The 21,222-nt window shown below is 71.3% G+C and carries 21 protein-coding genes; 10 read left to right on the forward strand and 11 right to left on the reverse strand.

Features of this window, described 5'->3' with window-relative positions; all coding sequences use genetic code 11:
• Positions 1-545 precede the first annotated feature (545 nt).
• Positions 546-1,076 (forward strand): orotate phosphoribosyltransferase, encoded by a 531-nt coding sequence (gene pyrE, locus BCF74_RS08455; RefSeq protein WP_106297524.1) that lies wholly within the window; start codon positions 546-548, stop codon positions 1,074-1,076.
• A gap of 140 nt (positions 1,077-1,216) precedes the next feature.
• Here the strand turns inward: pyrE and BCF74_RS08460 are convergent, their stop codons facing one another.
• The 4 genes from BCF74_RS08460 to arr are packed head-to-tail and all read right to left on the reverse strand — an operon-like array spanning position 1,217 to position 3,795.
• Positions 1,217-1,465 carry a hypothetical protein gene (locus tag BCF74_RS08460; protein ID WP_146132909.1) on the reverse strand — a complete coding sequence of 83 codons (249 nt, stop codon included), beginning with the start codon at positions 1,463-1,465 and terminating at the stop codon, positions 1,217-1,219.
• 10 nt (positions 1,466-1,475) lie between these two features.
• Entirely contained in the window at positions 1,476-2,390 is a 915-nt protein-coding gene (locus BCF74_RS08465) for an LLM class flavin-dependent oxidoreductase (protein ID WP_425432815.1), read from the reverse strand.
• 3 nt (positions 2,391-2,393) lie between these two features.
• Positions 2,394-2,774 (reverse strand): sterol carrier family protein, encoded by a 381-nt coding sequence (locus BCF74_RS08470; protein ID WP_106297526.1) that lies wholly within the window; start codon positions 2,772-2,774, stop codon positions 2,394-2,396.
• Positions 2,775-2,829: 55 nt separating this feature from the next.
• Positions 2,830-3,795 carry an NAD(+)--rifampin ADP-ribosyltransferase gene (arr, locus tag BCF74_RS17925; RefSeq protein WP_106297527.1) on the reverse strand — a complete coding sequence of 322 codons (966 nt, stop codon included), beginning with the start codon at positions 3,793-3,795 and terminating at the stop codon, positions 2,830-2,832.
• 208 nt (positions 3,796-4,003) lie between these two features.
• Here arr and BCF74_RS08480 point away from each other — a divergent pair, with 208 nt between their 5' ends.
• Complete coding sequence (locus BCF74_RS08480) at positions 4,004-6,049, forward strand: bifunctional metallophosphatase/5'-nucleotidase (protein ID WP_106297528.1); 2,046 nt, start codon at positions 4,004-4,006, stop codon at positions 6,047-6,049.
• A 74-nt stretch (positions 6,050-6,123) separates the two neighbouring features.
• Complete coding sequence (locus tag BCF74_RS08485; RefSeq protein WP_106297529.1) at positions 6,124-6,939, forward strand: spermidine synthase; 816 nt, start codon at positions 6,124-6,126, stop codon at positions 6,937-6,939.
• Between the two features lie 3 nt (positions 6,940-6,942).
• Here BCF74_RS08485 and BCF74_RS08490 read toward each other — a convergent pair whose 3' ends face one another.
• Positions 6,943-7,143: a hypothetical protein gene (locus BCF74_RS08490; RefSeq protein WP_106297530.1), complete on the reverse strand. Its 201-nt coding sequence runs from the start codon at positions 7,141-7,143 to the stop codon at positions 6,943-6,945.
• Positions 7,144-7,261: 118 nt separating this feature from the next.
• Between BCF74_RS08490 and BCF74_RS08495 the strand changes: the two genes are divergently transcribed.
• Entirely contained in the window at positions 7,262-7,735 is a 474-nt protein-coding gene (locus tag BCF74_RS08495; RefSeq protein WP_218279231.1) for a MarR family winged helix-turn-helix transcriptional regulator, read from the forward strand.
• 14 nt (positions 7,736-7,749) lie between these two features.
• On the opposite strand, the gene BCF74_RS08500 is transcribed toward BCF74_RS08495, so the two are convergent.
• The 5 genes from BCF74_RS08500 to soxR all read right to left on the reverse strand — a co-directional run bounded on the left by BCF74_RS08500 (position 7,750) and on the right by soxR (position 14,113).
• Positions 7,750-8,490, reverse strand: coding sequence for a hypothetical protein (locus tag BCF74_RS08500; protein WP_106297531.1), 741 nt, complete (start codon positions 8,488-8,490; stop codon positions 7,750-7,752).
• 9 nt (positions 8,491-8,499) lie between these two features.
• Positions 8,500-12,414 carry a phosphoribosylformylglycinamidine synthase gene (gene purL, locus BCF74_RS08505; protein ID WP_106297532.1) on the reverse strand — a complete coding sequence of 1,305 codons (3,915 nt, stop codon included), beginning with the start codon at positions 12,412-12,414 and terminating at the stop codon, positions 8,500-8,502.
• Positions 12,415-12,495: 81 nt separating this feature from the next.
• Complete coding sequence (locus BCF74_RS08510; RefSeq protein ID WP_106297533.1) at positions 12,496-12,687, reverse strand: ribbon-helix-helix domain-containing protein; 192 nt, start codon at positions 12,685-12,687, stop codon at positions 12,496-12,498.
• 53 nt (positions 12,688-12,740) lie between these two features.
• Positions 12,741-13,631: a phosphoribosylaminoimidazolesuccinocarboxamide synthase gene (locus tag BCF74_RS08515; protein ID WP_106297534.1), complete on the reverse strand. Its 891-nt coding sequence runs from the start codon at positions 13,629-13,631 to the stop codon at positions 12,741-12,743.
• Between the two features lie 26 nt (positions 13,632-13,657).
• Positions 13,658-14,113, reverse strand: a complete 456-nt coding sequence (gene soxR / locus BCF74_RS08520; RefSeq protein WP_106297535.1) for a redox-sensitive transcriptional activator SoxR — start codon at positions 14,111-14,113, stop codon at positions 13,658-13,660.
• A 54-nt stretch (positions 14,114-14,167) separates the two neighbouring features.
• On the opposite strand from soxR, the gene BCF74_RS08525 reads away from it, so the two are divergent.
• The 5 genes from BCF74_RS08525 to BCF74_RS08545 all read left to right on the forward strand — a co-directional run bounded on the left by BCF74_RS08525 (position 14,168) and on the right by BCF74_RS08545 (position 18,573).
• Positions 14,168-15,610, forward strand: a complete 1,443-nt coding sequence (locus BCF74_RS08525) for an MFS transporter (protein WP_106297536.1) — start codon at positions 14,168-14,170, stop codon at positions 15,608-15,610.
• An 84-nt stretch (positions 15,611-15,694) separates the two neighbouring features.
• On the forward strand, positions 15,695-16,282 hold the full coding sequence (locus BCF74_RS08530; protein WP_106297537.1) for a biotin transporter BioY: 588 nt from the start codon (positions 15,695-15,697) through the stop codon (positions 16,280-16,282).
• A gap of 32 nt (positions 16,283-16,314) precedes the next feature.
• Entirely contained in the window at positions 16,315-17,010 is a 696-nt protein-coding gene (locus BCF74_RS08535) for an energy-coupling factor ABC transporter ATP-binding protein (RefSeq protein ID WP_106297538.1), read from the forward strand.
• Positions 17,010-17,618, forward strand: coding sequence for an energy-coupling factor transporter transmembrane component T family protein (locus tag BCF74_RS08540; protein ID WP_106297539.1), 609 nt, complete (start codon positions 17,010-17,012; stop codon positions 17,616-17,618). Before BCF74_RS08535 ends, BCF74_RS08540 begins: the two co-directional genes overlap by 1 nt.
• Before the next feature lie 25 nt (positions 17,619-17,643).
• On the forward strand, positions 17,644-18,573 hold the full coding sequence (locus BCF74_RS08545; protein WP_106297540.1) for an LLM class F420-dependent oxidoreductase: 930 nt from the start codon (positions 17,644-17,646) through the stop codon (positions 18,571-18,573).
• A 15-nt stretch (positions 18,574-18,588) separates the two neighbouring features.
• Here the strand turns inward: BCF74_RS08545 and purD are convergent, their stop codons facing one another.
• On the reverse strand, positions 18,589-19,869 hold the full coding sequence (purD, locus tag BCF74_RS08550; protein WP_106297541.1) for a phosphoribosylamine--glycine ligase: 1,281 nt from the start codon (positions 19,867-19,869) through the stop codon (positions 18,589-18,591).
• 300 nt (positions 19,870-20,169) lie between these two features.
• On the opposite strand from purD, the gene BCF74_RS08555 reads away from it, so the two are divergent.
• Complete coding sequence (locus BCF74_RS08555) at positions 20,170-21,162, forward strand: helix-turn-helix transcriptional regulator (protein WP_106297542.1); 993 nt, start codon at positions 20,170-20,172, stop codon at positions 21,160-21,162.
• Positions 21,163-21,222 lie beyond the last annotated feature (60 nt).

Genomic DNA, 21,222 nt, shown 5'->3' on the forward strand with positions numbered 1-21,222 from the left:
GCAGATTTCGGCCTTGCCGATGTCCAGAGCAGCCACCCGCTCCACCAGCGGTGCGCTGTCCAGGGTGACGTCGTCATCGACGTCGTTGTCGAGGTTCATCGTCATCACCTCCAACTTGGGACGTGACCTCAAAGGCCGGGTGCCTGTAGGAGCGGTCAGGGAAGGAACTGAATCTGATCCGCGTGCTCGAAGCAACAGTGAAGGGCCCACAAGTCCGCTCCCGCGCCAAACTGATTGACGACCTCAAGGGTCAATGTCGGCCGACGTGAACAGGCACCCGCATGCCCATTTTCTCCCCGGAACGGGCCGCCCGGAACGGGCGCACAGAACTGATTGCCGATTCCGTTCGCCACCTCCCCCACTGATTGCCGATTCTGTTCGCCACCTCCCCCACTGATTGCGCACAGTTCGCCACCTCCCCCACTGATTGCCGATTCCGTCCGCTCCCCTCCCCCACTGATTGCGCACAGTTCGCCACCCTCATGCGAACTGTGCGCAATCAGTGGCAGGGGTCGACCAGGTGACGGGGGTCTACCCTGCGAACCATGGTCGACGACCCGAGCCTGGCGGCCGACATCGCCGCAGCGTGCCGCCTCACCGGCACGTTCATCCTGCGGTCGGGGACGGTGTCCGACACCTATTTCGACAAGTACCTCTTCGAGGCCCAGCCCGTCCTCCTCCAACGGATGGCGGCTGCGATGGTCGCTCTCATCCCAGAGGACACGGACCTCCTGGGCGGACTCGAGCTCGGCGGCATCCCGATAGCGACCATGGTGTCTGCGAAGACAGGGATCCCGACCCTGTTCGTGCGCAAGCAGGCGAAGACGTACGGAACCGCCAAACTCGCCGAGGGGCCCGACGCGACGGACCGGCGCGTGACCCTCATCGAGGACGTCATCACGTCCGGTGGCGCAGTCCGTGACGCGACCATCGCCCTGCGCGAGCGCGGCGCGGTCGTCGAGGCCGTGGTGTGCGCGATCGATCGGTCACCCGAGGACGCACGACCGTTGGCCGACCTGCAGCTCGACGTGCGGGCGGTGCTGACCCGGGCAGAGCTCGAGGCCACCCCGAACTGAGCCGCGGCGCCGAACGGAATCGGCAATCAGTCGGGTGGACGGGCCACTGATTGCGCACAGTTCGCATGGGCGATGCGAACTGTGCGCAATCAGTCGGGGTGGGGAGCGAACGGAATCAGCAATAAGTCGGGGGAGCCGGGTCAGCGGTTGCGGCGCTCGGACAGGACCTCGATGAGCACCGAGACGCCGGCCGCGAGCAGCCCGATGGTGAGCGCCCCGAGGATGCCGAGATAGCCGACCGCCGTCGCCGTCGAGTACTGCCCCTGCTGCACCCGCGTCGAGTCCTCGAACCCGCGGAACAGCCCGAGCGCCCCGCCAACAGCGAAGCCGACGACGGCTCCGATGAGGAGCACACGGATGTGGTTGGGGCGGCGGACCGGGTCGTTCACGCAGGACACGCTACGACGATGGCGACGCCCCGGCACCATCGGACGCCACATCACCGCCCGCGCCACCCCCGGTCCCGAAGCGTGCGGCGACCTCCTCCAGCGTCGCCTCGGACCCGGCATACGGCTCCGACGACCGCGGCCAGTGGGTGATCGTGTCGGTGAAGCCGAGCTCGGCGGCGCGCCCGGTCATCTCCTCGTAGACCCCGACCGACGAGAGCGAGAACTGCGGCGACGCGTCGAGCAGGAGATAGCGCGCCTTCCCCGCCGAATCCTCGAGAGCCGAGAACCGCTCCGCCAGCTCCCCCACCCGAGCCCACCACTCGTCGAGCGACTCCACGGACGGTCCGGTCGTCACCCACCCGTCGCCGTACTTCGCCGCGAGCCGCAGCGAGCGCGGCCCGTTGGCGGCGACGACGAACGGCACCCGGTCGCGCACGGGACCGGGCAGCGTCCGGGCGTCGCGGACGGCATACCACTCCCCCTCGTGGTCGACATGGTCCTCGCGCAGCAGCCGGTCGAGCAGCGGGACGTACTCGTGGAACCGGTCGACCCGCTCCTTCACCGTGTGCGACTCACCGAGGATCGCCGAGTCGAGGTCGCCGCCGGTCCCGAGCCCGCAGATGACGCGGCCACCCGACAGGTCGTCGAGGGCGAGCACGTCACGCGCGAAGACATAGGGGTGGCGGAAGTTCGGCGACGTGACGAACGTGCCGAGCCCGATCCGCGACGTCACCCCTGCAGCCGCGGCGAGGGTCGGCACGGCGGGAAACCACGTCGCGTCGGGCAGCCCACCCCAGACCAGGTGGTCGTAGACCCACGCGTGCGCGAACCCCATCTCCTCGACGGCCCGCCACCGCGGCTCGGCCTCGCGCCACGGCAGGTCCGGGAGGATCGAAATCCCATGTCGCAGAAGGCTTTTCGTCATGGCTCAGCTTCCGTCGTGGTCGTCGAACAGTGGCAGGTATGCCGTGAGGTCGGCGCGCGTGCCACTCACCCGGAGTCGTCCGCTCGCCTGCGCGTCGGCGGCGGTGAGGTGCCCGAGCGCCAGCTCGAGCCAGGTCGCGGCGTCGGTCTCGATGACGTTGGGCGGGGTCCCTCGGCGGTGGGTCAGGCCCTCGATGCACTGGACGACGCCGAACGGCGGGACCCGGACCTCGACGCTGCGCCCGGGCGCGCGCGCCCCGAGCTCCTCGAGGGTGAAGCGGACCGCGAGCGCCGTCGTCGACCGGTCGGTCCCGTCGGGGTCGGCCGCCCACGAGGTGAGGGCAGCGCGACCGGCGTCGACGGGCACGCGGCGACGGGACGGCATACGGCTCATCGTAGGTCGCGGGAGCTGCCCGCTGACTCAAGCCGCCACACCCCGCTCAGTCGTCCATGGCCTCGATGCCGAGCTCGGCGAGCTCACCCATCCGCGCCCGGATGTGCTCGACCTGCTCGGCCGGCGCTGGCGTCCAGCCGCGGACCTCCTCGACGACGCGCACCGGTTCGCGGGTGCGGTAGGACCGGGTCGGGTTGCCGGGGAAACGCTTGTCGGTGACGTTCGGGTCGTCCTCGATGGGACCGGTCGGCTCGACGCGGTAGACCCGCGGCGGCCCGTCACCGCGCGCGAGCTCCGCGGCCAGCGGCGCCCCGACCTCCGAGGCGGTGACGTAGAGATGGTTCGCCGCTCGTCCCGAGCCGTAGTTGGAGCGCCACCCGGGCGTGAGCAGGTCACCTGGGCGCAGAGCGGCGCGGGTGCCGTGGAAGAACGGGCCCGGGTCGTCGACGACACGCTTCGGAGACGGCGGGTCGCGCAGCAGGGACTCGAGGCGGGACAGGTGCTGGGCGACGCGGGTCCGACCCTCGGGCAGGCGCGGGTAGCGCGACAGCACGCCGCGAACGGTCTCGTCGGCACGCTTCGCGGCGCCGTCGAGCAGGTACTCGGCGACCACCGGGTCGTCACCGCGGTCGAGCTCGGCAGCGCGGGCGGCGTGGGCCGCCGCGCCGAGGATGTGGCGCACCTGGCTCGCCTTCTCGAGCGGATGCAGGTATGCCGCGGCAGCGGCATCTCCTGCGGCGTTCGCCGCGTGGGCGGCGGCCTCGTTGCCGGACGTGCCGGCGACGTCGCGAGCGGCGCGGTGGGCGTCGGCAGCGGTGACCCGCTGGAGGCGGGATCGGGGTGCGCCGTCGGCGAAGGTGCGGGCGGCATCAAGGGCGGCCCGGGGTCTGGGGTCCTCCGGGACCGCCCGGGTGAAGATGGACAGCACGGGTTCGGCGCACGCGACGGCATACGCGGCCACCGCCCGCAGCTCGTCCTCGGTCAGCTCGAAGTCGCCGGGCGTCTGCTTCACCCCTCCATCATCGCGGGGCGCGAACCGGCCGACGACCCATCGCCTCGGCCGACCCGAGAACTCGGCGAGATGTCACACGGAATTCAGAGATTGTTGTGCGGACCCGGTGACGGCGTTCGCTCCGTGAGGCAGCATGGAGGGCAGCGCCGGGGCCCCTGCCCGGCCTCGATGACGGTGCGGACGGCCCGCGCGTCACCCCGGAGGAAGCATGAAGCAGAAGAGAAGGCTGGTCGCGCTCGCGGCTGGCGCGGCACTCACCGGCTCGGCGCTGCTCACCAGCCCGACGGCCTCGGCCGCGACGAACATGAACGGCGCCCCGCTCCCCGCGGGCACCACCCCGATCAACATCCTCAACCTCAACGACTTCCACGGCCGCATCGACACCGACGGCAAGGGAACGCTGGGCAAGAACTTCGCCTGCACGATCCTCACCCAGCGTGAGGCCCTCGGCGCCGCGAACACCCTGACCCTCGGTGCCGGCGACCTCATCGGCGCCTCGCCCTTCACCTCGGCGATCCAGGACGACAACCCGACGATCGACTACCTCGACGCCATCGGCCTCAACGCCTCCGCGACGGGCAACCACGAGTTCGACAAGGGCTACGACGACCTGACCAACCGGGTCGAGCCGCGCGCCGACTACGAGTACGTCGCGGCCAACGTCTTCCTCAAGGGCACGCAGACGCCGGCGCTCAAGCAGTACCAGACCTACGACGTCGCGGGCGTGCGCGTCGCCGTCATCGGCGGCGTCACGAAGGACACCCCGAACCTCGTCGCCGGCGAGGGCGTCAACATGCTCGACTTCATCGACCCCGTCGAGGGCGTCAACCGCGTCGCGAACCAGCTCACCGACGGCAACGAGGCGAACGGCGAGGCCGACGTCCTCATCGCCGAGTACCACGAGGGCGGCCCCTACTCCTCCACGACGGGCACCCTCGAGGACCAGATGAAGGTCCCGGTCTTCGCGCACCTCGTCAACGACACCTCGCCGAAGGTCGCCGCGATCCTTCAGGGCCACACGCACCAGGAGTACGTCTACGACGTGCAGATCCCGGGCGCCGCTGCGGGCCAGACGCGTCCGGTCCTGCAGACGGGCCAGTACGCCGCCAAGGTCGGCAAGATCCAGCTCGGCTACGACGCCGCGCAACGCAAGGTCACGGCATACAACGCCGAGAACGTGCCCGCGATCGCGCCGTCCGCGGCCTGCCTCGCCAACCCGGCCTACATCTCCGCGGCGCAGATCATCGACGCGGCCATCGCGTATGCCGCGCCGATCGCCGCCCAGCCGGTCGGCAAGGTCACCGCGGACATCACCCGTGCGAAGAACAACGGCGCCGAGGACCGTGGCCGCGAGTCGTCGCTGTCGAACCTCGTCGCGCAGCAGTACGTCGACTCGGTTAACGCGGCCGGTCGTGACATGGGCGCCGACATCGGCGTCATGAACCCCGGCGGCGTGCGCGCCGACCTGCTCTACGGCACCGACGGCACGGTGACCTTCGCCCAGGCGGCGGCCGTGCTCCCGTTCGGCAACACGATCAAGACGGCCGACTACACCGGTGCGCAGTTCAAGCAGATCCTCGAGGAGCAATGGCAGCCGGACGGCGCGTCGCGTCCGTTCCTCGCGCTCGGCCTGTCCGAGAACGTCAACTACACCTACGACCCGACCCGGGCCCGCGGTGACCGCATCCTCGAGATCTACGTCAATGGCGCGCCGATCGACCTGGCCGCGACGTACACGCTGACGTCGTCGTCGTTCCTCATCACCAACACGGGCTCGGCGCCGGACAACTTCGCCACCTTCCTCCAGGGGACGAACTACCGCGACTCCGGTCTCGTCGACCAGAACGCGTTCGTCGACTGGTTCAAGGCGAACTCGCCGGTCTCGCCGCCCATCGTCCAGCACGGTGTCGGTGTGCTCAACTCGTCGGTCACCATGAGCAAGCAGGGCGACGCCATGATCACGCTGCGCCTCGAGGGCTTCGACCTGGCCAGCACCGGCGCGATCGCGAACACGACGGCGACGATCTCGGCCCCGGGACTCCCGACGACGACCGCACCGATCCGCACGGTCCGGGTCGAGTCGCCGGTGCCCACCCGCACCGGCGTCATGGACGCGACCATCACGCTGACCAAGAAGCAGCTGAAGGCGCTGCTGCCCAAGGGCAAGCCCACGCCGGTCGACCTCACGATCACGGTCACGGCGACCGACACGGGCACCGTGGCGTACGTCCCGGTGACGCTCAGCAAGCGCTGACCCCGAGTGGGCTCACCCCCGCGCAGCCAAGCACCCCCTTCGCCCCATGGCGCAGGGGGTGCTTGGCTGTCCGGGTGAAGGCCGAACCGGAGCTCACCCACGACGGCGACGTCACCTGGATCCGCGTGGGCGGGCACGCCCAGTCCGCGGTGTCGCTGGACGACCCCGAGCTGCTCGTCTTCGAGTACGTCCAGCACCTCGCCCTCGCCGTCGACGCGCTGTTCCCCCGCCCGACACCGCTGCGCGTGACCCACGTCGGCGGCGCGGGCCTCACTCTCGCTCGGTGGGTGCACGCCACACGCCCCGGGTCGCCCCAGATCGTCCTCGAGCCGGACGTCGCCATGACCGAGCTCGTCCGCCGGGAGCTGCCGCTGCCGCGGGGTCACCGCATCCGCGTGCGTCCGGTCAGCGGCGAGGAGGGGGTGGCCGGGTTACGTTCTGCCAGTGCGGATCTCGTCGTCCTCGATGCGTATGCCGGTGCGCGCGTGCCTCCCGGTCTCACCACGGTCGAGTGGCTGGGTGAGGTGTCGCGGGTGCTCGTGCCGGAGGGTGTCTTCCTCGCGAACCTCGGTGATCGTCCCGGGCTGCGGTATGCCGCGCGCGTCGCCTCGGGCGTGCGGGCGGCGCTGGGACCGGTCGCCGACGGGAAGGGCGCGCGGACGGCATACGTCGGGTTGCACCACACACTCAAGGGGAAGGGGTTCGGCAACGTCGTCCTCGTCGCGTCCCGGCGTCCGCTACCCCTCTTCGAGATGCGCCGGGCCACGGCCCGCCTCGCCATCCCGACGGGCGTCGTGGCTCCGGACGAGGTGCTGGCTCGCTCAGGTGGGGCCTACCCGTTCAGTGCCGAGCTGGGTGACGTCTCGTGGTCACCGGCGCCGCCGGACTGACGGTCAGGTCGACGCGAGGCCCTCGCGCTCGAGGCGGGCGCGGCGGGCAGCCTCGACCTTCGCGGCGCGCTGACGCTTGAGCCGCTCCTTGGGGTCGTCCTGGCTGCCGAGCTGTGCCGGGCCGAAGATCTCCATGGTCATGAGCTGGAAGCGGTAGCCGAAGCGGTAGGCGAGGGACAGGCCCTCGTTCTCTGGCTTGCTCATCGTCGCACCCTTTCGTTAGTGTACTAACCATTTGTGTACACACGATAGCAGGGTCCGGCGTAGACTGCCATCCGTGAGCACCGAGAGCAGCACCCCCGAACCGCGCCCCTCCGCACCCGTGGCTGGCGAGAGCGTCGACGCCGAGGACCTGCTGGCACTCGACCGGCAGGTCTGCTTCGCCCTCGCGGTGGCGGCGCGCAACGTCATCGCGCTGTACCGACCGCTGCTCGACCCGATGGGGATCACCCACCCGCAGTACCTCGTCATGCTCGCTCTCTGGGAGGAGGCGCCGCTCAAGGTCAACGAGCTCGGCCGCCGGGTGAGCCTCGAACCGGCCACCCTGTCCCCGCTGCTCAAGCGGCTCGAGGCGAGCGGCCTCGTCACCCGCGACCGCGACCCCCAGGACGACCGAGCGCTCGCGGTCTCGCTCACGCCCAAGGGGCGCCGCCTGCGCCAGCGCGCGCTCAAGGTGCCGCCGGCGATCCTGGAGCGGCTCGGCATGGACCTTCCCGAGCTCGAGGAGCTGCGCGACGGCCTGACCCGCCTCATCGACGCCGCACGCACCACCCCGGACGAGACCCGTACCGCCTGACGCCCGGCCCTGGGTCAGCTGGGCCGGCGGAAGTCCTCCGGCGACCACTCCCGCCCCCGGTTCGGCGGGTCGTCCGTCACCACCTCGTCGCGGGCAGTGTCCGCGGTGGGTGACGTGACGACGCTCGAGGGGGGCCCGTCCGCATCGACCCGCTCGCCCGATACCAGTGCCCCGAGGCCCTCAGCCTCCTCCTGGTCGGCCTCGCCCTCGTCGGCTTTCGTGTCGTCCGCCGCCGGCACCGACGACACCCCTGCAGCCGCCAGGAGAAGCACTGCTGCGCCGAGGAAGGCCAGGTTGGCGAGCGCCATCTGCGAGTAGGGCTGAACACCGATCCAGCCACCGTCAACCGGGTCGGGGGGAGCCGTCAGGATGTAGAGGTGGCCAGCAACCAGCACCCCGAGAGGGACGCTCACGAGCGCACCGGCTCCCAGAACCTCCCAGCGAAGCCGTCTCGGGGCCACGCGTGGATGGACCCGGCGCAGGGCCATCGCTGCGATCACCACCAGGGCCGCGCCGACCAGCACGGCCACCCCGACCTGGCGGAAGCTCACGTCGTACATGAACGACAGCGCACGCTGGGCGAACGGGACGTCGATGTCCGCCGTCGTGCCGTCCGGTGCCACCTGCGGGAGTGACATGCGCCAGGACAGCCAGAGGCTCACGGAGGCCCCGATCGCGGTGAGGGCCGATGCCGCCGCGAGCAGCCGCACCGTCACGACAGCCCTCCGGTCGTTCGACATGTCCACCCCGCTCACGACGGCGCCTCAGCCCACGTGGGTCCGGGCGTTGCGGAACATCCGCATCCACGGCGAGACGTCCTCGAGCCGACCGCTCGTCCACGACAGCTGCGCGTTGCGCTGCACCCGCTCGGGGTGCGGCATCATCGCGGTGAAGCGGCCGTCCGGGGTGGTCACCGCGGTGAGCCCGTCCGGCGAGCCGTTGGGGTTCGCAGGGTATGCCGCCGCGACGCTACCGCGGTTGTCGACGAACCTCGCGACCCGGTGCACGGCCGCCTCGTCGCCCCGGGCAGCGAAGTTCGCGAAGCCCTCGCCGTGCGCGACGGCGATCGGGATGAGCGAACCGGCCATGCCGGGTGTGAAGATCGACGGCGAGTCGAGGACCTCGACGAGCGAGAGCCGTGCCTCGTACTGCTCGGAGACGTTGCGGGTGAACCGCGGCCACGCCTCCGCGCCGGGGATGAGGTCGGCCAACGCAGCGAACATCTGGCAGCCGTTGCAGATGCCGAGGCCGAAGGTGTCGCCGCGCGAGAAGAACTCGGAGAACTCCTCGGTCAGCGCGCTGTTGAAGAGCACCGACCGCGCCCACCCCTCGCCGGCGCCGAGGGTGTCGCCGTAGGAGAAGCCGCCGCAGGCGACGAGTCCGACGACGTCGGACAGCGAGGCGCGCCCGCTCTGCAGGTCGGTCATGTGTACGTCGAGCGCCTCGAACCCCGCGCGATGGAAGGCGTACGCCGTCTCGACGTGGCTGTTGACGCCCTGCTCGCGCAGGATCGCCACCCGCGGCTTCGCTCCGACGTTCACGAACGGCGCGGCCACGTCCTCGACCGGGTCGAACGTCGTGTTGACGATGAGACCCGGGTCGTCGTCCGCGCCGACGGACGCGTGTTCCTGGTCGGCGCACTCGGGGTTGTCGCGCAGCGACGCGATCCGCCACGACACCTCGTCCCACGCCTGCGCCAGGTCGTGCACCGTCTCGTCGATGGCACCATCGCCGTCGACCGACACCTGCACCCGCCGCTCGGGCTGGGTCCCACCGATGACCGAGGCGAACTCCGCGACCCCGGCCTTGACGAGGACGTCGCGCACCTCGCTCACCGAGTCGCCGCGCACGCCGAGGACCACGCCGAGCTCCTCCGTGAACAGTGCCTCGACGGACTCGACCGCGATCTCCACGCCCAGCCCACTCGCGAACGCCATCTCGCACACGGTCGCCCAGAGCCCGCCATCGGAGCGGTCGTGGTAGGCCGTCACCAGCCCGCGAGAGCGCAGCTCGGTCACTGCCTCGACGAGCGCGATGAGCCGGCCGGGGTCGTCGAGATCCGGCACCTCCCCGCCGAAGGCGCCGTTGACCTGCGCGAGCATCGACCCGCCGAGTCGGTTCGCGCCCGCCCCGAGGTCGATGAGCACGAGCGCCGACTCGGGCGCGAGCTGTGGCGTGAGCGTGCCGCGGATGTCCGGTAGGGCCGCGAACGCCGACACGACGAGCGACACCGGCGACGTCACCTGACGCGCCTCCCCCGACTCGGCATCGGTCCAGCGCGTGCGCATCGACAGCGAGTCCTTGCCCACCGGCACCGAGATCCCGAGCGCCGGGCACAGCTCCATCGCGACGGCCTGCACCGTGTCGAAGAGCGCGGCGTCCTCGCCCGCCTCACCGGCTGCGGCCATCCAGTTGCACGAGAGCTTCACCGACGACAGCGACGCGATGGGCGCGGCGAGCAGGTTCGTCAGCGCCTCCCCGACCGCCATCCGACCGGACGCGGGAGCGTCGACCGCGGCGAGCGGCATACGCTCCCCCGACGACATGGCCTCACCCGCGAAGCCGACGTGGTCCGCGAGGGTGACCGCGACGTCGGCGACGGGCACCTGCCACGGCCCGACCATCTGGTCACGGTGGGTGAGGCCGCCGACCGTGCGGTCGCCGATGGTGATGAGGAACCGCTTGCTCGCGACCGTGGGGTGCCGCAGGATCGCGTATGCCGTGTCTCGCAACGAGATTCGGCTCACCTCGAGGTCGTCGCCAGTGCGCGCGACCCGGCCCACGTCCCGGGTCATCCGCGGCGGTTTGCCGAGCAGGATCGCCATCGGCATGTCGATCGGCACGTCCTCGGGAGCGTCGGACTCGCCCGCAACGTAGAGCTGCGCGTCGTCGGCCGCGACGCCGATGACCGACAGCGGGCACCGCTCGCGTGCCGCGAACGACTCGAGCAGCTCGAGCGACTCCGGTGCGATCGCGAGGACGTAGCGCTCCTGGCTCTCGTTGACCCAGATCTCCTTGGGCGCGAGGCCGGACTCCTCGAGCGGCACTGCCGACAGGTCGAAGCGCGCACCGAGACCAGCGTCGTCGACGAGCTCGGGGAAGGCGTTGGACAGACCGCCCGCGCCGACGTCGTGGATCGCGAGGACGGGGTTGTCGGCGCCGAGCGACCAGCAGTGGTTGATGACCTCCTGCGCGCGCCGCTCCATCTCGGGGTTGCCGCGCTGCACGGAGTCGAAGTCGAGGTCGGCAGCGTTGGCACCGGCGGCCATCGACGAGGCCGCGCCACCGCCCATGCCGATGCGCATGCCCGGGCCGCCGATCTGCACGAGCAGCGTCCCCGCGGGGAAGCGCACCTTCTCGGTCTGGTCGGCACTGATCGAGCCGAGCCCGCCGGCGCTCATGATCGGCTTGTGGTAGCCGCGACGGACTCCATCGACGGTCTGCTCGTAGACGCGGAAGAAGCCGCCGAGCCCCGGCCGACCGAACTCGTTGTTGAACGCCGCCGCACCGATCGGGCCCTCGATCATGATGTCGAGCGGGGACGCGATGTGGTCGGGCGCGCCGTATTCCTCACTCTCCCAAGGCTCTTCGGTCCCGGGCAGGTTGAGGTTGGAGACGACGAACCCGGTGAGCCCGGCCTTCGGCGCCGAGCCCCGTCCGGTCGCACCCTCGTCGCGGATCTCGCCTCCGGCACCCGTCGCGGCGCCGGGGAACGGCGAGATCGCGGTCGGGTGGTTGTGCGTCTCGACCTTCATGAGGACGTGGACGTCCTCCTCGCGGGCCTCGTATGCCGTGGGGCCGTCACCGCGTCCGGGTCGCCAGCGCTCGATGCGGTGTCCCTCGATGACGGACGCGTTGTCCTTGTAGGCGACGACGGTGCCGGCGCCCGCGACCTTCTCGGTGTGCCGGATCATCCCGAACAGGCTGGACGTCTGAGCCTCCCCGTCGACGATGAAGTCGGCGTTGAAGATCTTGTGCCGGCAGTGCTCGCTGTTGGCCTGCGCGAACATCATGAGCTCGACATCGGTGGGGTTGCGGCCGAGTCCGGTGAACGACTTCTCGAGGTAGTCGATCTCGTCGTCCGAGAGGGCCAGTCCGTATGCCGCGTTCGCGCCTTCCAGCGCGGCACGCCCACCGCCGAGGACGTCGACGTGCTCCATCGGCTCGGCGTCGCGCTCGTCGAAGAGGTGGGCAGCGTCCTCGCGGGACGGCAGCGCGGTCTCCGTCATCCGGTCGTGGAGGAGAGCCGCGATCGCGGCGCGGTCCGCGTCGGTGAGGGGCGCGTCGGCGTCGGCCAGGCCGTGGAGGGTGAACTCGGTGACCCGCTCGACGCGGTGGATGTCGATGCCGCAGTTGTGGACGATGTCGGTCGCCTTGCTCGCCCACGGGGAGATCGTGCCGAGGCGGGGTGCCACCACGAGCGTCTCCGCAGTGCTGGAAGCGGGCTCACCGGCATACGGGTCGCCGTAGGTGAGCAGCTGCGCGAGCTTCGCCGCGTCCTCGTCGATGAGCGGCTGCTCGCTTGCGACCCAGTGGACGTGGCGGGCGCTGACCCCGGTGATGCTCGGCGCCACCGCCTGCAGCCGGGCGAGGAGGGCGCGGGCGCGGAAGTCCGAGAGAGCCGAACCGCCCTCGAACACGGTCAGCACCAAGTCGTGCGAGGGAGCCGTTGAGGGCATGTGGGACTCTCTGGGCGCAGCTGGACGGACGCCGGACAGCCTAACGGTGGCCCGGGTCACGTCCACTGCCCTGGTCGGGCGTCAGTCCGCGTCCTGGACCGGGTTCTCCTCCGGGGTGGCGATCCCCGGGTTGTCGCCGCGGCGTCGCTGGAGCTCGGCTGATACGGCTCGTTCAACGAGGTCATCTCGTGACTCCGCACGACCAGCGGAAATCTCCTGGTCCATGAACTCGACGAGGTGATCTGCGATCGGAAGCGTGATCGTCGTCCTCATGCAAGCAGGCTACGCCCGCGGTCGGACAGAGCACCGAGCCTTCCCCGTCCGGCTCAGAAGGTGCGTCCGGTGAGGCGCTCGTAGGCCTCGACGTACTTCGCCCGCGTCTGCTCGACGACCCGCTCGGGCAGCGGCGGCGGGGCCTCGCCCGACGCCTTGTCCCAACCCGACTCCGCCGACATGAGCCACTCGCGCACGAACTCCTTGTCGAAGCTCGGCTGCGGGTGCCCCGGCTCCCACTGGTCGGCCGGCCAGAACCGCGACGAGTCCGGCGTGAGCACCTCGTCGGCGAGGACGAGAGTCCCGTCGGCGTCGCGCCCGAACTCGACCTTGGTGTCCGCGATGAGGATGCCGCGCTCGGCCGCGATCTCGTTCCCGCGGGCGAGGATGCGCGTCGTGAGGTCGCGCAGATCGGCGGCGAGGCCCGCCCCGACGGCCTCCTCCACTGCCTCGAAGGACATCGGCTCGTCATGCTCCCCCTCCGGCGCCTTCGTCGAGGGCGTGAAGATCGGCCAGTCGAACCGGTCGCCGTCGACGAGCCCCTCGGGCAGCTCCAGCCCGCTCACGGTGCCGGACACGGCATACTCGCGCAGCCCGCCGCCGGTGAGGTAGGCACGCGCGACGCACTCCACGGGCACCATGTCGAGTCGCTTGACGAGCACGGCTCGACCGGCCACCACCTCGGGCACCTCGGTCGACAGCACGTGGTTCGGGACGATGTCCTCGAGCTGCTCGAACCACCACAGCGACAGCTGCGTCAGCACCGCACCCTTGTCCGGGATCGGCGGTTCGAGGGCGAAGTCGAACGCCGAGATGCGGTCCGACGCGACGAGGAGCAGCTCGTCCTCACGCCCGTCGGGCACGTAGAGGTCGCGCACCTTGCCCGAGTAGAGGTGGGTGAAGCCGGGGATGGCCAGGGGCGCCTGGTCGGGCGTCGTCGTCATGCCGCGATTGTGTCAGCCGCGCGGGCTCACTGTGCACGGGCGGCGCGGGGCCAGCGTCGGGCGCCGGGACCGTCGGCCGCGAGCTGGTCCCCCGCGTTGTAGATCGGGCACGACGACACCGAGAGGCAGCCACACCCGATGCAGCCGGTCATGCCGTCGCGCACCTCGATGAGCGCCTCGATGCGCTCGGTCAGCGCGTCGTGCCACGTCCGCGAGAGCCGCGCCCAGTCCCGCTTCGTCGGTGGCGTGTCGTCGGGCAGCGTCGCGAGCGCCTCGCCGATCTCCGCCAAGCTCAGCCCGAACCGTTGGCCCGCGCGGATGACCGCGATCCGGCGCAGCGTATGCCGTGGGTACCGGCGGTGGTTGCCGGCATTCCTCACGCTGTGGAGCAGTCCGCGTTCCTCGTAGAACCGGACGGTCGGCACGCTCACACCACTGCGTGCCGCGATCTCGCCGATGGGCAGGGCGTCGTTCTTGTCCACTCCCGTAGCCTACGGCTTGATCTCAAGCGCACTTGAGAGTTCAGGCTGCTCGTCATGACCACGACCAGCCACGCGGCGACAGAACCCGGGACGGGACCGGACGGCATACCCACTCACGCGGACGGGGCACGCACCGAGCGGGAACGGCTCTTCAGCGCCAAGCACCTCCCTGTGGCGGCTGGGATCGTCGCACTCGTCACCCTCGGCGCGTTCGAGAACCGCGCGACGATCGCCATCCTCCCGACGGCGGCGCGGGCGCTCGACGGGCTCGCGTGGTTCGGACCGGCGAACGCCGCGCCGATGGTGACGTTCATGGTCGCGGTCGTCGTCGCGGGGCGCTGGGTCGACCGGGCCGGGGCACGCACCGTCCTCGTCACGGGTCTCGTGACCTTCGTTGCTGCGCAGCTCGTCACGGCGGCGGCACCGAGCATGGCGGTGTTCGTCCTCGGGCGCGCGATATCGGGCGTGGCCGAGGGCCTCATCGACGTGTCGACGCTGGTCTTCGCGGCACGCGCCTTGCCAGAACACCTGCGCGCCAAGGTTTTTGCGACGTTCGCGGCGGCGTGGATCGTGCCGAGCCTCGTCGGGCCCGGTGTGGCCGGGGTCGCGGAGTCGCTCGTCGGATGGCGGCTCGTCTTCCTCCTGCCGTCCCTGCTCGTCGCCCCGCTCTTCGCGGTCCTGCTGCCGGGACTGCGCCGGGTGGGCAGCGCCCGCCCGGCCGAGGGCACCGACGCCGGGGCCGCGCCGCTGGCACCCGCGGTGGGTCTCGCCGCTGCGGTGGCGCTGCTCAGCGTCGGTGGCCCGCTCGCCTTCGACGGCGGACCACACCACACCGCTGGGCTGGCCACGCTCACCATCGGCTCCCTCGCCCTCGTCGCGACGGTGCGCTCCGCACTGCCCGCCGGCACGCTCACGGCCGCACGCGGCATACCGGCCGTCGTCGCGCTGCGGACGCTGCTCGTCATCGCGTTCGGCGGGATCGGCGGCTTCCTGCCGCTCATGCTCGACGTCACCCAGGGCGTCGGGCCCGCAGTGGCGGGCATCAGCCTCACGATCACCGGGGTGTTCTGGGCGGTCGGGTCCGCCGTGCACAGCCTCGACGCGGTGCAACGGCGACTCGACGCCGCCGCGCGGGTGCGGCTCGGCCTCACCTTCATCACCGTCGGGGGCGTCGGCCCGGTCCTGCTCTCGCTCGGGATCGTCGGGCTCGTCCCGGGCATGGTCGGCTGGGCGCTCGCCGCGACCGGCATGGGACTGGCGTCGCCGAGTCTCGCGACGGAGATCTTCGTCCTCGCCCCGGAGCACGAGCAGGGACGGGCGACCGCAGCCTCGCAGGTCGGCGCCAGCCTCGGCAGCGCCCTGACAACCGTCGGTGGTGGAGCCCTCGTCGCGGCTCGCCACGACAGCCTCGACGGCGGCGTCTTCGCCCTCATCATGGGTATGTCGCTCGCGGCCGCCGTGATCGCGCTCACCGTGACGTCGCGGATGCGTGCGTAGGACGTCGTCCGCGCGCGGTGCGGCGGTGTCCCCCAGCCGAGAGCCGGTTCCGCGACCACCTCGGGTACTGGCACAGTACGGGGCATGCTGAAGTCCAGAGACCTCGCGCTCATCGCCATCTTCGCCGGGATCATCGCCGCCCTCGGCCTCGTGCCGGCGGTGTCGCCGTTCGGGATCGCCGTGCCGATCACCGCCCAGTCGATGGGCATCATGCTCGCCGGCGCGATCCTCGGCGCGAAGCGCGGTGCGCTCTCGGTGCTGCTGCTCCTCGCGCTCGTCGCCGTCGGCCTGCCACTGCTCGCCGGCGGCCGTGGGGGTCTCGGCGTCTTCGTCGGGCCGAGCGTCGGCTTCCTCATCGGCTGGCCGATCGCGGCCTGGGTCGTCGGCCTCCTCACCGAGCGGATCGGCCGCCCCTACCGCGTCGTGCAGGGCGCGATCGCCAACATCCTCGGCGGCATCCTCGCGCTCTACGTCCCCGGCATCATCGGCATGTCCGTCGTCGGCGGCCTCGGCCTCATCGAGGCCACGACGACGTCCGCCGTCTTCATCCCCGGCGACCTCGCCAAGGCGGTCCTCGCCGCTGTCATCGCCGGTGGCGTCCACGCGGCCTACCCGGGCCTCATCCCGGCCCGCCGCGACCGGTCAGCAGCGCCGGACCGCGTCTCCGCCTGAGCGCACTTCCCGAACGCCCTACTGCCGCAACCGTGCCCGAGATCCGCGTCGACGCTGTCAGCCACGCCTTCGGTGACGGCGCGACGCGGCGACAGGTCCTGCGCGACGTCGACCTCACCCTGGTCGAGGATCGCATCGGCGTCGTCGGCGGCAACGGCTCGGGCAAGTCGACCTTCGTCCGGCTGCTCAACGGCCTCATCCACCCCGACGAGGGCAGGGTCACAGTCGACGGGCTCGACACCGTCCGCGACGGGCGCGAGGTGCGGCGGCGCGTGGGCTTCTGCTTCACCGACCCCGACGCCCAGATCGTCATGCCGACCGTCGCCGAGGACATCGCCTTCGGTCTGCGGCGTCGCGGCCTGTCCACCGCGGAACGCGAGGAGCGCACCCGAGCCGCGCTCACGGCATACGGCCTGGAGAACCACGCCGACCACCCGGCACACCTGCTCTCCGGCGGACAGAAGCAGCTCCTCGCCCTCGCGAGCGTCCTCGTCACCGACCCGGACGTGCTCGTCCTCGACGAGCCGACGACGCTGCTCGACCTGCGCAACGCAGCGATGGTGCGCCGGCTCGTCGACGGGCTGCGCCAGCAGGTGATCCTCGTGACTCACCACCTCGACCTGCTCGACGGGTTCGACCGGGTGCTCGTCTTCGACGACGGCCGCGTCGTCCACGACGGCGCTCCGGCGGAAGCGGTCGCGGCCTACCGCGATCTGGCGATGCGCTGATGGCCGGGCAGGCCGTCCCGCTCTTCCACCCGGGCACGTCGCTGGTGCACCGGCTCGGCGCCGGCACCAAGCTGCTGTCGCTCCTCGTCGCGGGTGTCGCACTCACGGTGTGGCGGGCGCCGTGGCAGATCGCCGTGGCCTTCGTGGTGGTTCTCGCGGCGTATGCCGTGGCGCGCCTTCCGGTGCGGCTGCTGCTGCGCCAGGTGGTGCGGTTGGCGTGGATCGCGGTGCCGCTGTTCGCGATCCAGCTGTTGCTCGCGTCCTGGCAGGCGGCGGTCGGCGTCGTCGGCTCGTTCGTGGCGCTCGTGCTGCTCGCGGGTCTCGTGACGCTCACGACACGGACGACGGCGATGGTCGACGTCGTGGTCCGCGTCGCGGGGTGGCTGCGCCGGTTCGGGGTCGACCCGGAGCGGGTGGGGCTCATGCTCGCGCTCGGCATCCGGTCGGTGCACGTCGTGCTCGGGCTGGCCGAGGAGGTGCGCGACGCGCAGTACGCGCGGGGGCTGCGCGCGAGCCCGCGGGCGTTCGCGGTGCCGCTCATCGTGCGTTCGCTGCGGCACGCCGACCGGCTCGGCGAGGCCCTCGCCGCCCGCGGCATCGACGACTGACGAGGCGGTTCCTAGGCTGGGGGTCATGGACTTCCGGATCTTCACCGAGCCACAGCAGGGCGCAACCTACGACGACCTCCTCGCCGTCGCGCGGGTGACCGAGAGTGCCGGGTACGACGGGTTCTTCCGGTCCGACCACTACCTGCACATGAGCGGTGACGGGGTGCCGGGGCCGACGGATGCGTGGATCACCCTCGCGGGGCTCGCACGCGACACCTCGCGGATCCGGCTCGGGACGCTCGTCACGGCCGCGACGTTCCGGCTGCCGGGACCGCTCGCCGTCGCGGTCGCAGGTGTCGACCAGATGTCCGGTGGGCGCGTCGAGCTCGGTCTCGGGGCGGGCTGGTTCGAGGCGGAGCACGCGGCCTACGGCATCCCCTTCCCCGACGTGAAGGACCGCTTCGACCTGCTCGAGGAGCAGCTTGCGGTCATCACCGGCCTGTGGGCGACCCCGCCCGGTGAGACGTGGAGCCACGACGGGTCGCACTACCCGATCGTCGACGCGCCCGGCCTCGTGCAGCCGGCCCAGGCCGGTGGGATCCCGATCATCATCGGCGGCTCCGGCAAGCGCCGCACGCCCGCCCTCGCCGCGCGGTATGCCGCGGAGTTCAACTCCGCGTTCACCTCACCCGAGCGGACGGCCGAGCTGTATGCCGGGGTGCGCGCGGCCTGCGAGGACCGCCGCCGCGACCCCGCGACGCTGGTGCTGTCAGCAGCGCAGGTGCTGTGCCTCGGCGCCGACGAGGCCACCCTGCGGCGGCGCGCCGACGCCATCGGACGGGAGGTGGACGAGCTGCGCGAGAACGGCTTTGCCGGCTCGCCGGACGAGATCGTCGACCGCATCGGCCGGTTCGCCGAGGTCGGCACGACGCGGTTCTACCTGCAGGTGCTCGATCTGTCCGACCTCGACCACATCGAGGAGTTCGCCGCGACGGTCGTGCCCCAACTCAGCTGACGCCGCACGCCCGGATCAGCCGACGCTGATCTCCCCGCGGGACGCCTTGAGTGCGATGTCGCGGCGGTGGTGCGAGCCATCGAGCTTGACGAGATCCGTTGCGGCATAGGCCCGCTCGCGCGCCTCGGCGAGGTCCGCCCCCGTCGCGACGACGGAGAGCACGCGCCCACCCGCAGAGACGAGCTGGCCGTCAGCGTCGCGGGCCGTGCCGGCGTGCAAGACGTAGGCCGACGGGACGGCGTCGACCTCGTCGACGCCGGTAATCGGGTCGCCCGTGCGGGGTGTGCCGGGGTAGTTCTCGGCTGCCACGACGACCACAACGGCGCTCTCGTCGGACCAGCGCAGTGCCTCGTAGTCGTCGAGGCGGCCCGTGGCGGCGGCCTTGAGCAGCCCACCGAGCGGGGTGAGCAACCGGGCGAGGACGACCTGGGTCTCGGGGTCGCCGAAGCGGGCGTTGAACTCGATGACCCTCGGCCCGCGCGAGGTGAGGGCGAGCCCGATGAAGAGCACCCCGACGAACGGCGTGCCCCGCCGCCGCATCTCGTCGATGGTCGGCTGGGCGACGCGCGCCACGAGGTCTTCGACCAGGTCGTCCGGCGCCCAGTCGAGCGGTGTGTAGGCGCCCATGCCGCCGGTGTTTGGGCCGGCGTCGTCGTCGCCGACGCGCTTGAAGTCCTGCGCCGGCGACAGCGGCACGACGCTCACTCCGTCACTGACGACGAAGAGCGACACCTCTGGGCCGTCGAGGAACTCCTCGACGACGACGCGACCACCCTCCTTGGCCAGGCACGCCTGCGCGTGCGCGAGCGCCGCCTCACGGTCCTCGGTGACGACGACGCCCTTGCCGGCGGCGAGCCCGTCGTCCTTGATGACGTACGGCGCACCAAAGGCGTCCATCGACTCGGCCACCTCGTCGAGCGTCGTGGCGAGGTGCGCCATGCCGGTCGGCACGTCGGCAGCCGACATGACCTCCTTGGCGAAGGCCTTGCTGCCCTCGAGCCGCGCAGCCTCGGCGGACGGACCGAAGACGTCGAACCCGTTGTCCCGCAACGCATCCGCGACCCCGGCAACGAGCGGGGCCTCAGGTCCGACGACGACGAGGTCGACCTCATGACGGCGCGCGAGCTCGACAACGGCACCGGCATCGGTGGCGTCCGACAGGGGCTCGCACAGGGCGATGACGTCCATGCCGGGGTTGCCGGGCGCCACGATGACCGCGTCGACGGCGTGGTCGGCGGCGAGGCTGCGGACGATGGCGTGCTCCCGGGCACCAGAGCCGACGACGAGGACCTTCATGGTCGCCCAGCCTAGAGGCGCGGCAGGTGACCGCGAACGGCAGGGCGAGCGGACGGCATACCTGCTCGTGAGAGGCCCACCTTCGGGAGAAAAAGGTGGGCGCGGTGCGCCCGGGGAGCAGGGGGGTACCCCCAGGTGCACCGCGCCCGTCCACGCGGCGCTCACGGTTGGGGGGAACCGGCGCTCTGCGTGAACGTCGACGATGTCGACTCGCCAACCATGACACGTCGTTCACCGTTCATCCAAACCGAATGGCGGCGGGTTCCTGACAATGTCGCGATTCCGCCATATCGTGGGGGCGTGACCGAGCAGCCGGAGCCCCGCGCGCCCGGGGACCAGCTTTCGACGCGGGTCTACATGCATCTGCTGCGCGATCCCTCCCCGCGGCGCAGCCACCTCGCGAAGGAGGGCTTCAGCGAGCCCGAGATCGTCGCCGCCCTGACCACGCTGCAGGCGCGCGGTCTCGTCGACGCATCACGGCGTGACGCCATCGACGTCGCGCCACCCGAGACGACCCTGCCGGCCTACGCCGCCGACCTCGAACGGCAGGCCAGGGCGACGCGGTCGGCGATCGAGGGTCTGGCACACATGTACAGCGCGGCACGGGCCGGCGACGGCTCCACGGACGCGAGTCGTGAGATCCGGCTGCTCGACACCGTCGACGACATCGAGAACGCCTTCTTCCGCGCGGCTCGCGGTGCGGAGAGCCGGATCGTCCGCCTCGTCGCCCGCAGCGAGCGGATGGACCAGGTCGTCATCCGGCACGCCGAGTCGATCGTGGCGAAGCCGACCGCCCGGGCCGGCGGGCTCGAGCGGATGGCGGTCTTCGAACAGTCCATTCTCGAGGTGGAGGGCGCGTTCGCCGCGCTCGAGGCGATCCGCGCAGACGGCGTCGACGTCCGACTCACCCCGCACCTCGCGTTCTCGGTGCTCGCCGTCGACCGGGCGTCGGCGGTCATCGACATCAGCCACCTCGAACCGCAGGGCGGAGGGTCGCTCTTCGTCCGGCAGCGGCAGCTCGCGAGCGCGCTCATGGACATGTGCATCGGCCTCTTCTCGCTGGCCACGCCCCTACCGCGTTCCCCACAGGGTGCCGCGCTCGGACGGCTCAGCGAGCGCGACGGGCAGGTGCTGGCGCTGCTCGCGGCCGGTGCCAGTGACCAGACCATCGCGCGCCAGCTGTCCATCTCCCAGCGCACCGTCGAACGGCGGGTGCGCGCCATCATGGAGGAGCTCGGCGCGACGACCCGGTTCCAGGCCGGCACGACCGCTGTGCGACGCGGCTACCTCTGAGGTTTCTCCCAGCCAAGGCCCCGTAGACTCGGGAGTTCCGTGCGCTCGCACCCGGCGCAC

The sequence above is a fragment of the Knoellia remsis genome, from assembly GCF_003002895.1.
Lineage (GTDB): Bacteria > Actinomycetota > Actinomycetes > Actinomycetales > Dermatophilaceae > Knoellia > Knoellia remsis.